A 17,113-nucleotide genomic window follows, 5' to 3' on the forward strand; every position below is an offset into this window, starting at 1 on the left:
TCACACCAGCGCCTCCAGCATCTTCACCGCCTGCCACGCCGCGCGCACATCGTGCACCCGCACCATCTGCGCGCCGCGACGCACGACAGCTGAAATGCAAGCGACCGTGCCGGCATCACGCTCCTTCGGTTCCGTGATGCCGAGCACATCGCCGATCACCGTCTTCCGACTCACCGGCACCAGCAGCGGTCGCTCGAAACGATTCAAGCGTTCCAGCTCCCGATACACCGTCAGGTTATCATCCCGCTGCTTCGCGAAATCGATGCCCGGATCCAGCACCAGCGCCTCCATCGCCAAACCTGCATCCACCGCCATCGCGATCTTCTCCTCGAAGAACTCCTCCATCGCCCCCATCACATCCTCCCACTGCTGGTGAAAGTGCGGCACCTTCGGCTCGCCCACCGAGTGCATGATCAGCAGCGACACCCCCGCTCCGGCGCAAAGCCGCGCATTCCGGTCATTCGGCAGCCCACCCATGTCGTTCACCAGCTCCACGTCCAGCGGCAGCACCGCCTCCACCACCTCCGGCCGCCACGTATTCGCCGAAAGCACCGGCGGCCAAACCTGAGCATCATCCTTCGGCCTCGCCGTCGCGATCACCTCCGGCCACCGCACCAGAAACTCCCGGAACCGCCGCACCTCCTCCTCCACCGCCACCGCCGCCCGGTTCGTCCGCGCACTCTCCGCCCCCACGTCGATCACATCCGCCCCCTCCTCCGCCTGACGTTTCGCCTGCCCCAGCGCCGCCTCGATCTCCAGCGTCCCGTCCCCGGAAAACGAGTCATCGTTCACGTTCACGATCCCCATCACCAGCGGGCGGCGGGGAAATTCGATCTCCCGGGCAGGCAGCTTCCAAATCACCGGCGGATTCAAGGCCGGGCGAATAAAAATCCCAATCCGAAATCGCAGCCATCCCCGCTCCCGCTGGCAGTTACCGCGGAAACCGCTGTCACAGAAAAAGCGGAATCATACACAGTCAAACCTGTTTCATCATAGCTCCTGACGGCGGCTCATTTACTGTGGCCTGCAACATGAGCGTCACTTTTGGAGCCAGCACCTGGCTGTGGACTTCTCCCTTCTCCTCCGAGCAGGGCGATCTTCTCCGCAGCATCGCCAAACTCGGATTCGAGGCCGTCGAGCTCCCCATCGAGGACCCCGACCTCGTCGACGCCGCGAAGATCCGCCCCATCCTCGAGGAAACCGGCCTCACGCCCTACCTGTGCGGCGCCTTCGGCCCCGGCCGCGACCTGACGAATGCCGACGCCTCCGTCCGCGCCAATACCCGCGCCTACCTCTCCCGCCTGATGGACCTCGCCGAGGCCCTCGGCGTGCCCTTCATCGCCGGCCCGATGTATGCCCAGGTCGGCAAGGCCCGCCAGCTCTCCCCGGAAGACCGCCAGCGCGAGTGGGACCTCGCCGCCAGCGAACTCCGCACCGTCGCCACCGAAGCCGGCAATCGCGGCCTCAAGCTCGCCATCGAGGCCATCAACCGCTTCGAGACCGACCTCGTCAATACCACCGCCGACACCATCCGCCTGGTCCGCTCCATCGATCACCCCGCCGCGAAGGCCATGATCGATACCTTCCACATGACCATCGAGGAAGCCGACATCGGCGACGCCATCCGCCACGCCGGCAGCGATCTCATCCACGTCCAGGTCAGCGAAAACCACCGCGGCGTCACCGGCACCGGCCTCACACCATGGCAGGACTTCCGCGATGCCCTGCGCGATATCAACTACTCCGGAGCCGTCGTCATCGAGTCCTTCACCCCGGACAATCGCGACCTCGCCGGTGCGGTCTGCATCTGGAAGCGCTTCACCGCCACCCAGGACGAGTTCGCCTCCCGCGGCCTCGCCTTCATGCGCGATCTGTTCGACCAGCCTGCCACGAAAACTCCTTCCCTCGCAGCAGCCCACGCCTCTTGATAGAGGTCCCCTTTCTCCAAATCCATGAGTGATATCAACATTGCCATCGTCGGACTCGGTTTCGGCGCTGAATTCATCCCGATCTATCAGCGCCTGAAGGGCGTGAACCTGTACGCCATCTGCCAGCGCACCCAATCGAAGCTGGATGAAGTCGGCGACAAGTTCGGGATCGCCAAGCGCTACACCTCCTACGACGACCTTCTCGCCGATCCGGACGTCCACGCCGTCCACATCAACTCTCCCATCCCCGACCACGCCGAGCAATCGATCAAGGCGCTCAAGGCTGGCAAGCACGTCGCTTGCACCGTGCCGATGGCCACCAGCGTCGAGGACTGCAAGAAGATCGTCGACCTCGTGAAGGAGACCGGCCTGAAGTACATGATGATGGAAACCGTGGTCTACGCCCGCGAGTTCCTCTTCATGAAGGAGCTCTACGACAAGGGCGAGCTCGGCAAGATCCAGTTCATCAAGGCCTCCCACCAGCAGGACATGGACGGCTGGCCGGGCTACTGGCCGGGCCTCCCGCCGATGCACTACGCCACCCACTGCGTCGGCCCGGCTCTCGGCCTCATGCGCTCGGAAGCGGAATACGTTTCCTGCTTCGGCTCCGGCACCATCCGCGAGGAAATGCACGGCTGCTACGGCTCGCCCTTCGCCGTCGAGACCACGCACGTGAAGTTCAAGGACAGCGACGTCTCCGCTCACATCTACCGTTCCCTCTTCGACGTCGCGCGCCAATACCGCGAATCCATCGAAGTCTACGGCACCAAGAAGGCCGTCGAGTGGCCGCTCATCGAGCACGATCCCCTCGTCGTCCACACCGCCAAGCTCCCCGAGCCCGAGATCCCCTCGCCCGTCGAGACCCCGGATTTCGCCCACTACCTGCCGGAGGAAATCCAACTCTTCACCAAAGGCGGCGTCTACGGCGGCGACACCGGCGAAGACCACCTCTCCTTCACCCAAGGCGCCGGCCACGGCGGCAGCCACCCGCACCTCGTCTGGCAGTTCGTCAAGATGCTCCAGAGCGGCGTGGATTCCTACCCCAACGCCGTCGAAAGCGCGAACATCACCTGCACCGGCATCCTCGCCCACGAGTCCGCCCTCAAAGGCGGCGAACTCATCCGCCTGCCGGAGTGGACGCACCGCTGAGCTTACAAGCTTTCCAGGCAACTACGCATCAAAGGAAGGCACCCCGGAAACGGGGTGCCTTTCTCCGTTTCGAGCCAAGGTTCGAATCATCGCTATCCTGCTTTCATTCCCAAAAGCAGATTTATCAGGGCTTCATCAAGAGTGACACCGACCTTCTCGAGTTCATCGAAGTAATAATACACGGATCCCAGCTCATCGATCAGCAAATGAGCGTGCCCGTTATCGATCTCGCCCAGTGGATAGAGTCGGAGTCCATCGTCGGTTTGAGAGACATGCGGGGCCAAGCCTTCTGCGGCGTCCGGCTCAAATTGGATATTGCTTCGAGCAAGATCCCTTCCCGGCCCGCTGGAACCGACATGCAGTCCGCCGAATTCCTCCAACGCCTTTCTCGCCCACGGGAAGATCGAGTAGTCATTGGGAAGCTCCACAGGAAGCTCCGAGCGCCCTGGATACCATCCTGCCTCCCGCAACATCGCTTCAACCTCCGAAGGAAAGCGCTCTTTCATCGTTTCCCATTTCTCACCTCATTACGAGGCCTCAATCAAGCACCGAAGAAAAGTCACTTGTAATGGCCCTCTTTCCGCATCGCCGCCTGCACCAGCGCCTTCACCGCCCAGCTCTTCGCCTTCCGAGCGGTCCTCTCATCGATCCGCAGCACATCCCGAGCAACGATCATCGACTCGGTCCCGAAGATCATCGCGAGCGCGATGCACAGCTTCTCGTACTCCGCATCGCTGAAGCGCGCGCGAGCAGGCTCCAACGCCGCCTCGATCAACGGCAGCCGCCGGTTCTGCCGTTGCGGCAAGGCATCATCGCTCAAATCCCGCCCGATCGAACGCGCGAGGAAAAGCCGCAACTCCGCCTCGTTCTCGAACACCATCTTGTGCATCGAAGCCTCCGCCTTGTCGATCCGCGCCACCGGATCAGTGGAGCGGTCACGGGCAAAAACCTCTGCAGGATCACTCACCGCCTCATCCACCGCCACCTCTAACAGCAACGCCTCCACATTCTTGAAATAGCGATAGGCCGTTGCTCGCGAGATCAGCGCCTCCTTCGCCACCTCATCCATCGTCGGCCTCACGCCTTGCTTGAGCAGACGCCCGGCAGCGAGCAGCAGATCCTTGCGGGTCCGCAGCTCCTGATTGCTGGGTTTACGATCCACGCTCACGAGTCCTGGGGAAGCTGTTGGAGAATCGAGGCCAAATCGAGCCACACCTGCTCCTTCTTAATATCACCGTCGTCAGTGAACTCGACCACATGCAGCAACCGGAAAGCGAGCGGACGATTCCTTCCCTCCAAGCCAAACGGCCTGCCCGGCGCACGCCCCTCCCATCGCGACTCATCCATCATGAAGTTGTCGCCATACAGCCGCTGCACCGGCGTCACCGTGCTCTCCGATAGATCCGTGAAAAGCGTCTCATAAAAACCCCGCGCACCCTCGCGCCCATGGGTGGGGCCACTCGGCCAGCCCACGATATCGTGCACGGCATCGTGCGCCAGCGTGGCCAGCACGCCTTCCACATCGTCGTTTTTCTCAAAGGCGAAGTGCTCGTCGATCTTCGCGTCCATCTGCTGCGGAGTCAGTTTCATGGAACTATTCTCAGGAGGGTTGGGAACCAGAGATGCGGGAATCAAAATGAGACATTTGTCTCATTTCAAGAAAAAAGACGCACGCCTCCCCCGAAGCCGGGCAACCACCCCTTCACTTGAGATATCCCCGCACCACCTCCACGCAGCGCTCCGGATCGGTCCGCCATTCGTGAATCCCCAGCGGCACCATCCCCAAGCCCGCACGCTGAAGCAGCAGCTGCTCCCGCAGCCCCACCCTCTCCCCAGCCCGGCCACGCTGACCCACCACATCGATCGCCAGACGCTTCCCTCCTCCATCGACTAACAGATCCACCGCAATCCCACCGACCGAGCGCCCGCTTTCACAACTCCACCCTTCCTTCCTCAAACGGTCACCCACCTCCGTCACCCATCGGCACGCCGGATCCTCCACCGCCAAGCGATGATCCCGCTCCAGCGACGCCAGCCAACCCGCCAGCAACGAATCCCCAGGCAAGCGATCACGAGTCACGGAATGAAAAACCACCACCCGGTCCCGCGCACGAGTGATCGAAACATTGAAAACATCCTCCCTCTCCAGAAAGCGCCTGGTCGCCGCCGGACAATCATCACACACCGCCAGCGACAGCACCATCACGTCCCGCTCATCCCCTTGGAAACCGTGCGCGGTCGCAGCAACCAATTCATGATCGCTCACCAGCGACGCCAGGGTTTCGCGGCCAATGATCTCAGACACCACATTCTCGAACGCATCCACCTGCGCACGGAATGGTGACAAAAACCCGATGCTTCCCTTCGTGCCTGCACGCTGCTGCTCCCCATACCATTCGCGCAAGAAGGCCGCCACCTGCTCCAACTCGCGCCGGTTCACCCCGCTTGCATCGCGACTCCCTTCAACGTGCTGCAAAACCGCAGCCACTGCCGTCGGCTCTTCACTCGGCAACTCCCGCATCAGCCTCAGCTTGCTCCGATAGAAAGTATCATTGCTGAAGGCGATCAACTCCGGCCGCGAACGAAAATGCTCGCACAAGAAATGCACCGCGTCGCTCGCATCCATCGCCGCATCGATCAACGACACATCGCGGAAATGAAAACGCACCCGGTCCTTCTCCGAAATCGCATGCCTCTCGCACAAGTCCACCAACCGATGATTCGGCAGGAACGAAACCGTCCGCAGTTGCTTCGGATCCCCCGCGATCAACGCCCGCTTTCCACGATGCAAAGCAGGGATCGCCGAAGCCAGATCGCACTGGCTCGCCTCATCCATCACCACCAGCGGAAACAGTCCCTCCTGCAACGGCAGCACCCGGTGAACATCATCCGACTCCACGATCCAGATCGGAAAAATCGACAACAGCGTCCCCGCATCAATCGCCGCCAACTCTTTCTCCCACGCTCCACTCGCCTTCCGCTTCAGCGCCATCCGATACTTCTTTAGGACACCCCGGGTCCACTGTTCGCGAAGCAACTCCTCCAGCCGCCGCGCATGCACCTCTGCCAGATGCTCTTTCGCCTCCCGCATCCGCTCGCGCTGCAACTCCACTAGTCGCTTCGCCACCTCCATCAGCAGCGGCGTCGATTCCCCCGGCCGATCCCACCACTGCCCAAGCAGGTGCCACCAACGCGGCTCACCTTCCGGATCGAACCACTTCCCGCTCCGCATCGCCGCGGCCAACTGCCCCTCAAACTCCCGGACCTCCTTGCCGAGAATCTTCGTCGCCCGCTTCAAGTCACTCTTCCGGGCCGCCCCATCGTTCTCATACGCCCGCGAAAGCAACAGATCGATGTGATCCCTCAACTTCCCCACCGCCTGCTTGCTCCCCGTCCTCAACGTGAGCAAGTCAGTCCCTGCCAATCGCTCAACTGCCTTCGCCATCACATCCGAAGCCTTCGGGCTCCGGCAAACCACCAGCACCGCCTCACCCCGAGCCGCATGCTCGATCGCCGCTGCAGCCAGCGTGAACGTCTTCCCCGTCCCCGGCGGCCCATGGCACACTGTTAGAGTCTCCCGCGACGCAGCCTCTAACAACTGCTCCTGCGCCGCCGCCAGAATCGCCGGGCACACAATCCGTTCGACACTCCACCGCCTTAGCCCGCCCCCTAACAGCCTCCCCGCCGAACAACCCCTCCAGCACCGCCCCGGGCATCTCGATCCGCGAAATCTCATCGAGCACCCCGCGCACATTCGGCGAACGCTCTGCCAACAACAGCGCACTCGCCGCATGCAGCCGCAGCCCCTCCTCCTCCGCATCCGCATCCGCCTTCAAGTCACCCGACTTCGCCAGGTCTTCCGAAAGCACCTCCGGCCCGATGTCCGGCCGCACCGCCCGGATCGCCCGCGCCGCCGTGAAAACCGCCCCACCCGAATCCAGCACCGCATCCACCCGCGGGGACCACTCATTCTCCCAACCATCCGTCAGCCCCAGCAAATCGATCACCGCCGGATTGAACCGCCACCCCCGCGCCTCGATCTCAAACGTCCCGCCCGACCGCGCCGCCTCATCCACCGGAAACAACAGCACCGGCGCCACCAACTTCCTCCCCGCCACCGAGCCCGTCAAAAACAGCGTCCCGAAATGCAGCCCGCACTCGCGCCGATAAAGCGCCGCCTTGCCCGCAATCTCCTCCGCCTGCGTGGGTGACAGATCCGCCATCCACGTCGGCACGCCCGTCGTCGAATCCTTGCCGCTGAGAAAACTGCGCGCCTTCACCGAGCTCGCGAAGGCATTCGTGATCCCCCGCCCCGAACGTTCCTCCGCCAGACAGTCCCGCAGCCACCGCAGGACGGCCATGGTGCCGCCATCATTCCCCGCCGCGCGCTCCTCAGTCACCCCTCTTTGAAATCCCACCCGGGCAGTACATGGCAATCCCGAAGGGAATAAGATGCTCCGGCCCCCAAAGCTGATTTCCTTTGTGCCACCGTCGGATCTGCCTAGCTTGGCCACGATGAATGCACCTGATTTCAACCGCCGTTCGTTCGTGAAGCTTTCCCTCGCCGCCGGTGCCGTGGCAGCCACGCCGTCCGCCTTCGCTGAGGAAAAGCCCGCGTTTTCCCTCCCCGAGCTCCCCTACAAGACCGCCGACCTGGAGCCGCACATCGATGCCAAGACGATGGAAATCCATCACGGCAAGCACCACCAGGCCTACATCACCAACCTCAATACCGCCGTCGGCGCAAACGCCGCCCTCAAGGGCAAGTCGCTCGAGGAACTCGTGACCGGCCTCCCCTCCATCGCCGACGAAGCCGCTCGCAACACCGTCCGCAACAACGCCGGCGGCCACTGGAACCACACCTTCTTCTGGGAAATCATGGCCCCCGCCGGCAAAGGCGGCGCACCCGGCGACAAGCTCGCCACCGCCATCAAGTCCTCCTTCGGCTCCATGGATGACTTCAAGAAGCTCTTCGGCGAAGCCGCCACCAAGCGCTTCGGCTCCGGCTGGGCCTGGCTCATCGTGAAAGACGGCAAGCTCAAGGTCACCAGCACCCCGAATCAGGACAATCCCCTCATGAAGGGCATCGTCCCCGACACCGACCTCGGCACCCCCATCCTCGCCCTCGACGTCTGGGAGCACGCCTACTACCTTCACTACCAAAACCGCCGCCCCGACTACATCGCCGCCTGGTGGAACGTCGTAAACTGGACCGAAGTCGAAAAACGCTTCGCCAAGGCCTGAAGCGAGCCCACCAAGGAGGCCCGCCTCAAGTGTTCGTAGTCCCGCCTTTAGGCGGACAGAGCGGTCCCTAGAGTCCGCTTGAACGAAAAACCGCCGTCCAGCCTCCTACCGCCACCCCAATCGCGCGTCCTCCCCGGCCGCGCGATTTTTTTTTGTCCGGTTCCCCGCCCTCGCGGACAGTAGATCCCAGCAATGCCGGAACCCACGGACGCGGACCTCCTTTCGGACTGGCTCAAACGCCAGCGCGAACCGGCCTTTCACGGCCTCGTCGCCCGCTACGCCGGACTCGTCCACATGGCCGCAATGCGCACCTGCGACGACGAAACCCTCGCCGCCGAGGCGTCCCAGCTCACCTTCATCACCCTCGCCCGCAAGGCCAACTCCCTCTCCTCCCGCGGCTCCATCGCCGGCTGGCTGCACCTCACCGCCGTGATGCACGCCAAGAACCTCCTCCGCCAGCACCTCCGCGAATCCCGCAAACGCCAACTCCTGCGCACCCACATGGACACGTCCCCGCCCGACCACGCCATCGAGGCCTGGAAGCACATGCAGCCGGTGCTGGATGAAGCGCTCGCCTCCCTCTCCACCAGCGACCGGGAGACCCTCCTGCTCCGCTTCTACCGCTCCCTCAGCGTGAAGGAAATCGCCGCCGCGCTGGGTATCGCCACCGATGCCGCCCAGAAACGCCTCGACCGCGCCACCGAGCGCCTGCGCCAGCAGCTCGCCCGCCGCGGTTGCCAGGTAGGTGGCACCCTCGGCGCCGCCATGCTGATCGGCCTCGGCGCCGACGCCAAAGCCGCCATACCCGGCATCGCAACCCTCGCCTCCAAGGCCCTCGCCGCCACCGCGGTCGGAGGAGCCGCCTCATTCACCACCATCGCACTCACCGCCATGACCAAGAAAACCGCCATCACCGCCGCCGCAGCCCTTCTGCTTGTCGGCGCCGGAGCAGTCGCCTACATCAATCGCGATTCGGAAAAGCCCGCCGAAAACGCCTCGGCCGCCACCACCGCAGGCAAGTCCGGCTCCGCCAGCTCCGGCGGCCTCGCCCCCGTCGACGAAGCCGCCCGCGCTGCGAAAGCCAAGCCACGCGACGCAGCGGAGAACCCCGAGCTCGTCTCGAAGTACGGCGAATCTCGTACCAATCTCTCCAAACACGTCGCCACCAACGTGATCAGCCTGATCGAAGACGGCGTCGAAATGGGCGAGATGGCCACCACCGGTGAGCACGCGAATGCCTTCGGTGGCCCCCGCGCTCACCTCGGCCGCTCCCTCGGCGACCTGACCCGCAAGCTCAGCCTGACCGAGGAACAGCAGGACAAGGCCGCTGCCGCACTCGTCGAGTATCAGAAGCGCGAGATCGTCCGCGCCAAAGGAACCATCGACCGCCTCAAAAAGGATCCCACCGCCCTGATGAAGTTGATGCTTGCCAGCGACTCCCTCTCCCGCGGCGAGATCACCGAGGAAGAATACAAACAAGCGCAGCTCGCATCCGGCGATGACCTCAAAGGCGTCATGAACCCCCTCGACCGCAAGAACCTCCGCGGCCAACCCCTCAAGGACGACGAATTCGTCCGCGAATACTCCGCCCTTCTCGATCCCACACAGAGCGAAACCTTCCAGCGCGAGCTGACCGAGCAGGAATCCCGTGAAGCCTCCGGCAATGGTTCCGGCATTTCCGCAATGCCCTCCATGGAGCTTGAGAAACTGGACACCACCATCGCCTCCGCCAAGAAGCTCACCGAAGGCATGAAGAGCATGATGGAAGGCATGGGAGGCCTCCAGGACCTCGGTCCCATGATCGAACAACAGCGCAAGGCCCGCGAAGCCCAAGCCCCGGAAAGCACCGATAAGTAAGCTAGGGTCTTTCTTCCCCAATCATCTCTTCAGCACCAACGGTGCGAAATCCCTCAGCCCCGCCCATCGGGCGGGGTTTTTCGTGCGCAGGCCACGGCGGCCTGAAGGGCAGCGATACGTGCAACGCCCGCCCCACCATCGATCCACCATCCCTCGGGCGCGTCGGCCTCTCTCAAAACTCCCCCCGGAACGAACACCGCGCCGTCGGCGTCTCATAAATCACAATCTCCGCCAGCCCCGGCAACTGCGGCGCCAGCTTCTTCCAAAACCAACCCGCCATCCGCTCGATCGTCGGACTCTCCAGCCCCTCGATGTCATTGAGATATCCGTGATCCATCAGCTCCAGCAGCGGCCGCATCGCCTCCGAGATCCGCTTGTGATCATAGACCCACCCGATCGTCTCATCCACCTCCCCCTCGATCGAGATCTCCACCTTGAAGCTATGCCCGTGCATCCGCCGGCACTTGTGATCCTCCGGCAGGCTCGGCAGCGTGTGGGCAGCTTCAAAACGGAAATCTTTCGTCAGGCGGGCGCGCATGATTGGAGCAGGGTGACAGCCCACCCTTGAGGTCGCAACTCATTCGACATTCGATGTTGGACGATCGCTTTCCGCCGTTCACTCTTTCCCCGCATGCCGGATTCCCGACCTGTCGTTCTCATTCCTAGCTACAATACCGGACCCATCCTCCCCTCGACCGTCGCGGCGGCCTTGGCGCAGGGCGTCCCTGTGCGGGTGGTAATCGACGGCTCTACGGACGGCTCCCCGGACCTCCTCCAGCCGCTCCTCTCCGATCCCCGCCTGAAAGTCACCCGCCTCGAAAAGAACGCCGGCAAGGGCTCCGCCGTCCTCCGCGGCACCCGCGACGCCCTCGCCGAGGGCTTCACCCACGTCCTCTGCATGGACGCCGATGGCCAGCATCCGGCAGAGATGATCCCCAAATATTTCGAGCTCTCCCACCAGCACCCGCAGGCCGCCGTCTTCGGCCGCCCCGTCTTCGATGCCTCCGCGCCCGCCCTCCGGGTCAATGGTCGCAAGGTCTCCAATTTCTGGGCGAACCTCGAGACCATGGGCTGGGGCATCGATGACTCGCTCTTCGGCATGCGCCTCTACCCCGCCGCCGAGCTCATCGAAGTCTTCGAAAGCACCTGCTTCGCCCGCCGCTTCGATTTCGATCCCGAAGTCGCCGTCCGTCTCGCCTGGCGCGGCGTCCCCATCCTGAATCTGCCCACACCGGTCCGCTACCTCAGCCGCGAGGAAGGTGGCGTTTCGCAATTCCGCTATCTCCGCGACAATGCCCTCCTGACCTGGATGCACACGCGGCTCTTCCTCGGCTTCCTCGTGCGCCTTCCTTGGCTTGCGCTTCGCGGCGAAAACCCGCTCCATCCCTTCAGCCCGCCTCACCCGTGACCGCTGAACTGCCCAAAAAACTCGCCGCCCCTTTCCCAGGCATCTGGGACCGCTGCTACGTGGGCTCGAAGGTGAAGACCGACCCGCTCTACGGCGCGGTGCTCGATGAGCTCTCCGGTTCCCCCCTCCCCCTGCTCGATCTCGGCTGCGGCCTCGGCCTGCTCGCCTTCTACCTCCGCGAGTGTGGCCTGAATTTTCCCATCCACGGCGTCGACTACGATTCCCGGAAAATCGCCTCCGCGCGGCGAGCATCCACCGCCCTGAAGCATCGCGATCTCTCCTTCGACACCCACGATGCCCGCAAAGGCCTGCCCGAACACTCGGGCAACGTCACCATTCTCGATATCCTCCAGTTCTTCACACCTGAGCAGCAGGAAAAGCTGTTAGGCTTGGCCGCCTCCCGCGTCGCCCCCGGCGGCAAGCTCGTCATCCGCTCCGGCCTCCGCGATGACTCGCGCCGCTTCAAGGTCACCGTCTTCTGCGACTACCTCGCGAAGCTCACCTTCTGGATGAAGGCAGCCCCGACGCACTACCCCTCCGCCGAGGAATTCGAGCGCATCCTTTCCCCCCACGGACAGGTGCGAGTCTCCCCGCTATGGGGCGGCACCCCGTTCAACAATCACCTGATCGTGCTGGAGAAGGCGTAGGCCTCCCCGCGGCAGGCAAGGTTGTTAGAACTCCCTCCATCACCCCGAGCGCCGTCGTGGTTGCCTCGTGCAGCAGCAGGATATCCCCATCCTTCGCCCCATCTGTTAGATCCCTCACGATACCGTCCACATCGGACCGCACCGTGTCGTAGGCCCGCTTGCGCCATCCCACGAGCTCAAGCCCCAGCTCTCTCAGCACCGGATGCGTGAACCAATTCCGGTGCCCCGCCGGAGCACGGAAAAACCGGACCTTCACCCCGGTAGTCTCTTCGATCGCACGCTGGCACTCGGAGATCTCGCGCCGCGTCCGTACCGGCCCATAGCTCCAGAAAAATCCAACCGGGTGAGTCATCGTGTGGTTCCCCAGTTCATGCCCGCGCCGCACGATCTCCTGCGCCAACTCCGGGAAACGTCGTACTTTCTCCCCGATCACGAAAAACACCGCCTTCCGGCCATGCTGGTCCAGCAGATCCAGGATCGCCGGAGTATCATCCGGATCGGGACCATCGTCGATCGTCAGCAGCATATCCTTCCCCTCCGCACGTCGCGTAATCGGCCCGAAGATGCGAGCATTCGGAAGAAAGGTGCCACAGACCCACAAAATGCCTGCCACACCAAGCACGGACAGCCCAGCAGGCAATCCGTAGCGCCATCCGACAAACACAGCCGGCACATGGATCACCGCCCAGATGAACCAGCGGAAGCCCGCCGTGCAGGTAGCGGAGTGAACCATGATCCCCCGCCAAGCCAGACAGACCACGGACATCGCATTGAGCGCCACCACGCCAAGCCATACCGCGGCAGCCCAGCGCACCCCGCTCTCCTCCACGAACCATCCCTGCCACACCGCCCACGCCACCAGCAGCACGTTCCACCGCTGCCACTGGCTGGGCGGATTCTTTCCACCGATCGTGAAGGCGACGAAATGGAACAGCAAAAACAACACCGGCAGCACCCCGCCCCACGCCAGCCACGAATCTCCCAGCCTCCACAGCCCATCGAATACCGCCGCACCCGCCACCAGCGGAACCAGCACCGACAGCACCCGCCACTCAAACCGATGATGCCCCGCTCCATCCGTCATGTGGACGGCATCCCCGGACAGCGGCTTCCAGCACCCGCCGAAGATTTGGAAAAACGATGTCACCGCCCTGTTAGGGCGATCCTTCTCCAGCTCGATCACGCCGCGCCTCCCTTCTCCCGGCGCAATACGGGCTCGAAGACAAACCACTGCTTCCAGTGCTCCTTCACGCCACTGAGAATCGCCCCCGCCCAGATCGGCGTCGCAGCATCCTCACCACGACCCCGCACCCGCGCTGGCAGCTCCAGCGGCGCATGCACCTGCACCCGATAACGCCGCCACCCATCGCGCACGATGAATAGCGGAAACACCGCCGCCCCGGTAATCCGTGCCAGATAAAGCGGCCCCCTTGGCAAGCGCATCAGCAGCCCCGGCTCCACCTCGGTCTCCATCGGCGAGACCTCGAAGATCACGCGATCCCCCTGCACCGCCACGATGTCACCTTGATTGAGATACCGCGCCAGCTCCACGCCTAACATCTCGCCGCCATGGTTGAAGCAGGTGCGGAAATGCGGATTCAGCCGCTCCTTTTCCGCGATCTCCTCCTCACGCAGCGCCTGCATCTCCGGCTCACGCTCCGGCGCGCGCACCGCATAAATCGTCCGCCCGAATTTCTCCGAAAACAACGGAGCCGCCATGTCATAGTTTCCCATGTGGGCCGTTAGAACCACGCACCCCTCCGGGCGCGACCTGAGATCATCGAAGTGCTCGAGCCCTTCGATGATCCAATCCACCCCACCGGTCCCCGTCTCACACCGCATCGCATCCACATACGTGAAGGCGAAATTCAGGAACACCCGGTAAGCCCCCACACACGCCCGCAGGCCCGACCACGACGGGAACAGCGCCTTCAGATTCCCCGTCACCGCCCGCCGCTGCGACTTCGCCACCAGGAAGAACAGCAGCGTCCACGGCGGGATCAGCACCGGCTCCAGGAACCACGGCGCCACCTTCAGCCCGCGCATCAGCAGACGCGTCGGCAGGTCACCGAAGACCCCGATGCGCCGCCAGCGGCTCTGCTTTTTCTCCTCCAAGGCCCGGCGAGGTAAGCGGGCATCCCCGCCACGGGCAAGTTCAGCGTTCCTCTCCGCCCACGAACGTCTTCGCCACGCTGTAGTCGTTGTTGAGCAGGACCAGGTCCGCTAGGAAGCCCGGCGCGATCCTGCCCAGATCCTCCAGACCCAGCGAGCGGGCCTGATTCCACGAGGTCACCTTGATCACCTCGTGCAGCGGCAGCCCGGTCGAGCCGACCATGTTCCGGAATCCTTCGTTGGCCAGCAGCGTGGAGCCGGCCAGCGCGCCGCCATCCTTGAGACGGGCGATGCGGTCGTTCACGACCACTTCCAGCCCACCCAGATTGATCTCCCCCTCCACGATCCACGACGCGGCCACCGAGTCGGTGATCATCATCAGGCGGTCGATCGGGATCGTCGTGAAAACCAGCCGCAGCATATCCGGCGAGAGGTGGATCAAGTCGGCAATCAGCTCGATCATCAGGCGATCGTCCACCATGCCCGCACCGATCACGCCGATCTCGCGGTGATGCAGCGGCGTCATCGCATTGCCGTAGTGCGTCAGATGGCTCAGGCCGGCATCACAGGCGGCGAAAACCTGCGCCGCCGTCGCCGAGGTGTGCGCCGCCGAGCACGTGATCCCGATCTCCCGGCAGCCCTCGATGAGTTCCAGAGCACCCGGCATTTCCGGTGCCAGGGACAGGATCGAAACGGGCATGATCGCATGCAGTTCCTCGATCTCCGTGAAATCCGGCGGGCGCACGTACTGCGGGTTCTGGGCCCCGGCGCGCTCCTTGTTGATAAAGGGGCCCTCGACATGCATCCCCGGGCAACGGGTCAGGCCGCCCTGGTCGCGGAAGGCAGCGATCTTGGCCGCGATCGACTTCAGCTTCTCCCGCGGCTGCGTCAGCGTGGTCGGCAGCCAGGTGGTCACACCTTCCTGGAGCTTCCGCTTCGCGATGTGGCGCAGCGATTCCAGCGAGTCATCGCACGTGTCCGCCCCATCCGCCCCGTGGCTGTGGATGTCGATGAAGCCGGGAATGACAATCTTCCCCGCCGCATCGAGCTTGTAATCAGCGCTCGGCAGGTTGTTGCCCTCGACCACGGCTTCGATGCGATCGCCTTCGATCAGGACGGCTGCGCGGGCCAGATCCAGGTCCGGCGAGACGACCCGCGCATTGGTGATGAGCTTTCTCATGTTGTTAGAAGGGAGGCGTGACGCGACAGCTTCTGTGACGAAGCCGCCGGTTTGGCGAGCCGGGATTTTTGCGGATTCGCGCACCGGCGGCTTGGCAGCGGGCAAGCGGCCGCTATCGGTGGGGCATGGGAAAGGCCATCTTGAATCTTGCCGGAGCCATCTCGTTCGTCCTCGCCGTGACCGGCTGCGGCAGCGGTCGGCTCGAGAAATGGGAAAATATTACAAGCGCCCATGACGGAACGCTCAAGCCCGGCTCCGACCTCCTCGGCGTGACGGTCCCGGTGCTGCGCGCGCGCGGGCTGGAGCAGGTCTGGGGCGCGCCAAAGATCCAGCGCGATGGCGAGGGCGGCTACTGCCTGACCTACGCCGATCCCGGGAAGTCCTCCTCCCGCCTCATGATCTACGGCATGGCAGATCCCCTGCCGAAGCTCTCTTCCCCGCCGAAGCTTGGCGGCGAGCAAATGCACAATAACACCCTCACCGGCTACGAGCACGAGCAGCAGTGGCGCACGGTGACCATCGCCGAGGAAAAGGTCCGCTGGTTCCAGCAACCGGCCCACAGCAGGTCGGACGGAGCCTCCTTCAGCACCGAGGGCTTCACCCTCAAGGGTCCGGACGGCAACAAGGGCCACTACCGGCTGGTCGCGGAAAGCGGCGATGACGGCCCGGAAGCGGTCGCCCGCTGGTTCGCCAGCGTGTCGTTCTAAACGGGGAAGACCGTCACTGAAGAATGGCTGACAAGGGCTGATCGGGCTGCTAGGTGACAGGCCCGAATGTCTGAACAGCCGTCAGCCTTTGCCGGTGCCCGCGGGGCCATCATGGCCGCATGCGCCGAAATGGAGCGCCTGCTCATTGGGCTGAATGACACCCACGGCCGCGTCGGCGACGAGATCCACCTCACCCGCAAGGCCGGCAAAAAGCTCCGTGGCGCACTCGTCATGGCTGGCGAGCCGAAGCCCTGCATCCGCTGGATCGCCGTGATCGGCCGCATGCTCGGCGGCACTCGCGATGCCGCCGTCCGGGTGAAAACCTGGCAATCCCTCGGCATCAGCCCCATCCCCGCTGGCTCGGCCGAGGCCGCCGCGGCCGCCCTGCTGGAGTTGGAAGCCCACGCCTCCACCCGCCGCCCTCCACAGGCAGTCATCGATTGGTCGCTGGCAGCGCTCGCGCAGGTGCGAAAGCGGATCGAGACCCAGTCCGACGAGGAACTCTCCAAAGCCGCCGAATCCGGCGCGGACAAGCTGGAAAAACAGCTCCGCAAGCGCCTCAAGCGCGCCCTCCAGCGCGTCAGCAACGAGGACTTCCACGACTGCCGCAAGGCCGCCAAGGCATGGCTCGGAGGCATGGCCCTCACCGCTCCCGGGGTGGAATTGCCCGGCAAAAAGGAAGCCGAAGACCTCGCCAGCAGCCTCGGCGACGAAAATGACCTCGAAGTCCTCGCCGCGTGGCTGGAATCCCGCGGCTTCACCCCCAGCATCTGCCCCGCGGCTTGGAAGCTCCTGCGCAAGCGTCAGGAGAAGATCCGGCGGAAGTCGATCTCTCTCATCCGCAAGGAACTGCTCCCGGCGCTCAAGCACGCCGACTGAGC

The 17,113-nt window shown here is 63.8% G+C and carries 18 protein-coding genes; 8 read left to right on the top strand and 10 right to left on the bottom strand.

The features are described from left to right. Positions 1-861 carry a dihydropteroate synthase gene (folP, locus tag WKV53_RS02060; RefSeq protein ID WP_341402681.1) on the bottom strand — a complete coding sequence of 287 codons (861 nt, stop codon included), beginning with the start codon at positions 859-861 and terminating at the stop codon, positions 1-3. Positions 862-1,031: 170 nt separating this feature from the next. On the opposite strand from folP, the gene WKV53_RS02065 reads away from it, so the two are divergent. Further along, positions 1,032-1,928: a sugar phosphate isomerase/epimerase family protein gene (locus WKV53_RS02065; protein ID WP_341402682.1), complete on the top strand. Its 897-nt coding sequence runs from the start codon at positions 1,032-1,034 to the stop codon at positions 1,926-1,928. A gap of 24 nt (positions 1,929-1,952) precedes the next feature. Continuing rightward, on the top strand, positions 1,953-3,077 hold the full coding sequence (locus WKV53_RS02070; RefSeq protein WP_341402683.1) for a Gfo/Idh/MocA family protein: 1,125 nt from the start codon (positions 1,953-1,955) through the stop codon (positions 3,075-3,077). 92 nt (positions 3,078-3,169) lie between these two features. On the opposite strand, the gene WKV53_RS02075 is transcribed toward WKV53_RS02070, so the two are convergent. The 5 genes from WKV53_RS02075 to WKV53_RS02095 form a co-directional block, all read right to left on the bottom strand. Next, on the bottom strand, positions 3,170-3,583 hold the full coding sequence (locus tag WKV53_RS02075) for an SUKH-3 domain-containing protein (protein WP_341402684.1): 414 nt from the start codon (positions 3,581-3,583) through the stop codon (positions 3,170-3,172). A 53-nt stretch (positions 3,584-3,636) separates the two neighbouring features. Beyond that, the gene (locus WKV53_RS02080) at positions 3,637-4,239 is read right to left on the bottom strand and encodes a TetR/AcrR family transcriptional regulator (protein WP_341402685.1); all 603 of its coding nucleotides are present in this window, start codon (positions 4,237-4,239) and stop codon (positions 3,637-3,639) included. Between the two features lie 2 nt (positions 4,240-4,241). Beyond that, a complete protein-coding gene (locus WKV53_RS02085; RefSeq protein WP_341402686.1) occupies positions 4,242-4,667 on the bottom strand; it encodes an ester cyclase in 426 nt (141 codons plus the stop codon). 112 nt (positions 4,668-4,779) lie between these two features. Continuing rightward, positions 4,780-6,642: a DEAD/DEAH box helicase gene (locus tag WKV53_RS02090; RefSeq protein WP_341403266.1), complete on the bottom strand. Its 1,863-nt coding sequence runs from the start codon at positions 6,640-6,642 to the stop codon at positions 4,780-4,782. Continuing rightward, on the bottom strand, positions 6,566-7,477 hold the full coding sequence (locus tag WKV53_RS02095) for a hypothetical protein (protein ID WP_341402687.1): 912 nt from the start codon (positions 7,475-7,477) through the stop codon (positions 6,566-6,568). The genes WKV53_RS02090 and WKV53_RS02095 overlap by 77 nt, the downstream gene beginning before the upstream one ends. A gap of 115 nt (positions 7,478-7,592) precedes the next feature. On the opposite strand from WKV53_RS02095, the gene WKV53_RS02100 reads away from it, so the two are divergent. After that, positions 7,593-8,321, top strand: coding sequence for a Fe-Mn family superoxide dismutase (locus WKV53_RS02100; protein ID WP_341402688.1), 729 nt, complete (start codon positions 7,593-7,595; stop codon positions 8,319-8,321). 192 nt (positions 8,322-8,513) lie between these two features. Next, on the top strand, positions 8,514-10,178 hold the full coding sequence (locus tag WKV53_RS02105) for an RNA polymerase sigma factor (protein ID WP_341402689.1): 1,665 nt from the start codon (positions 8,514-8,516) through the stop codon (positions 10,176-10,178). A gap of 172 nt (positions 10,179-10,350) precedes the next feature. On the opposite strand, the gene queD is transcribed toward WKV53_RS02105, so the two are convergent. Beyond that, the gene (gene queD, locus WKV53_RS02110; RefSeq protein ID WP_341402690.1) at positions 10,351-10,716 is read right to left on the bottom strand and encodes a 6-carboxytetrahydropterin synthase QueD; all 366 of its coding nucleotides are present in this window, start codon (positions 10,714-10,716) and stop codon (positions 10,351-10,353) included. Between the two features lie 93 nt (positions 10,717-10,809). Here queD and WKV53_RS02115 point away from each other — a divergent pair, with 93 nt between their 5' ends. Then, positions 10,810-11,586 carry a glycosyltransferase family 2 protein gene (locus WKV53_RS02115; RefSeq protein ID WP_341402691.1) on the top strand — a complete coding sequence of 259 codons (777 nt, stop codon included), beginning with the start codon at positions 10,810-10,812 and terminating at the stop codon, positions 11,584-11,586. Then, positions 11,583-12,233: a methyltransferase domain-containing protein gene (locus tag WKV53_RS02120; protein WP_341402692.1), complete on the top strand. Its 651-nt coding sequence runs from the start codon at positions 11,583-11,585 to the stop codon at positions 12,231-12,233. Before WKV53_RS02115 ends, WKV53_RS02120 begins: the two co-directional genes overlap by 4 nt. On the opposite strand, the gene WKV53_RS02125 is transcribed toward WKV53_RS02120, so the two are convergent. From WKV53_RS02125 to nagA, 3 genes are read right to left on the bottom strand one after another with little or no spacing between them, the layout of a single operon-like run. Beyond that, the gene (locus WKV53_RS02125; RefSeq protein ID WP_341402693.1) at positions 12,199-13,416 is read right to left on the bottom strand and encodes a polysaccharide deacetylase family protein; all 1,218 of its coding nucleotides are present in this window, start codon (positions 13,414-13,416) and stop codon (positions 12,199-12,201) included. The genes WKV53_RS02120 and WKV53_RS02125 overlap by 35 nt on opposite strands. Further along, positions 13,413-14,348 (bottom strand): lysophospholipid acyltransferase family protein, encoded by a 936-nt coding sequence (locus WKV53_RS02130; protein ID WP_341402694.1) that lies wholly within the window; start codon positions 14,346-14,348, stop codon positions 13,413-13,415. Before WKV53_RS02130 ends, WKV53_RS02125 begins: the two co-directional genes overlap by 4 nt. A gap of 40 nt (positions 14,349-14,388) precedes the next feature. Continuing rightward, on the bottom strand, positions 14,389-15,525 hold the full coding sequence (gene nagA, locus WKV53_RS02135) for an N-acetylglucosamine-6-phosphate deacetylase (RefSeq protein ID WP_341402695.1): 1,137 nt from the start codon (positions 15,523-15,525) through the stop codon (positions 14,389-14,391). A 125-nt stretch (positions 15,526-15,650) separates the two neighbouring features. Between nagA and WKV53_RS02140 the strand changes: the two genes are divergently transcribed. After that, positions 15,651-16,232 carry a hypothetical protein gene (locus WKV53_RS02140; protein ID WP_341402696.1) on the top strand — a complete coding sequence of 194 codons (582 nt, stop codon included), beginning with the start codon at positions 15,651-15,653 and terminating at the stop codon, positions 16,230-16,232. A gap of 66 nt (positions 16,233-16,298) precedes the next feature. Next, entirely contained in the window at positions 16,299-17,111 is an 813-nt protein-coding gene (locus WKV53_RS02145) for a CHAD domain-containing protein (protein ID WP_341402697.1), read from the top strand. The last annotated feature ends 2 nt before the right edge of the window (positions 17,112-17,113 follow it).

Origin of the sequence: Luteolibacter sp. Y139 (assembly GCF_038066715.1) — a bacterium.
Classification (GTDB): Bacteria; Verrucomicrobiota; Verrucomicrobiia; order Verrucomicrobiales; family Akkermansiaceae; genus Haloferula; species Haloferula soli.

Excerpts from the sequence above, each read along its gene's own strand:
- WKV53_RS02065 (WP_341402682.1), top strand. The coding sequence starts at position 1,032 with ATGAGCGTCACTTTTGGAGCCAGCACCTGGCTGTGGACTTCTCCCTTC.
- WKV53_RS02070 (WP_341402683.1), top strand. The coding sequence starts at position 1,953 with ATGAGTGATATCAACATTGCCATCGTCGGACTCGGTTTCGGCGCTGAA.
- WKV53_RS02075 (WP_341402684.1), bottom strand. The coding sequence starts at position 3,583 with ATGAAAGAGCGCTTTCCTTCGGAGGTTGAAGCGATGTTGCGGGAGGCA.
- WKV53_RS02085 (WP_341402686.1), bottom strand. The coding sequence starts at position 4,667 with ATGAAACTGACTCCGCAGCAGATGGACGCGAAGATCGACGAGCACTTC.
- WKV53_RS02100 (WP_341402688.1), top strand. The coding sequence starts at position 7,593 with ATGAATGCACCTGATTTCAACCGCCGTTCGTTCGTGAAGCTTTCCCTC.
- WKV53_RS02105 (WP_341402689.1), top strand. The coding sequence starts at position 8,514 with ATGCCGGAACCCACGGACGCGGACCTCCTTTCGGACTGGCTCAAACGC.
- queD (WP_341402690.1), bottom strand. The coding sequence starts at position 10,716 with ATGCGCGCCCGCCTGACGAAAGATTTCCGTTTTGAAGCTGCCCACACG.
- WKV53_RS02115 (WP_341402691.1), top strand. The coding sequence starts at position 10,810 with ATGCCGGATTCCCGACCTGTCGTTCTCATTCCTAGCTACAATACCGGA.
- nagA (WP_341402695.1), bottom strand. The coding sequence starts at position 15,525 with ATGAGAAAGCTCATCACCAATGCGCGGGTCGTCTCGCCGGACCTGGAT.
- WKV53_RS02140 (WP_341402696.1), top strand. The coding sequence starts at position 15,651 with ATGGGAAAGGCCATCTTGAATCTTGCCGGAGCCATCTCGTTCGTCCTC.
- WKV53_RS02145 (WP_341402697.1), top strand. The coding sequence starts at position 16,299 with ATGTCTGAACAGCCGTCAGCCTTTGCCGGTGCCCGCGGGGCCATCATG.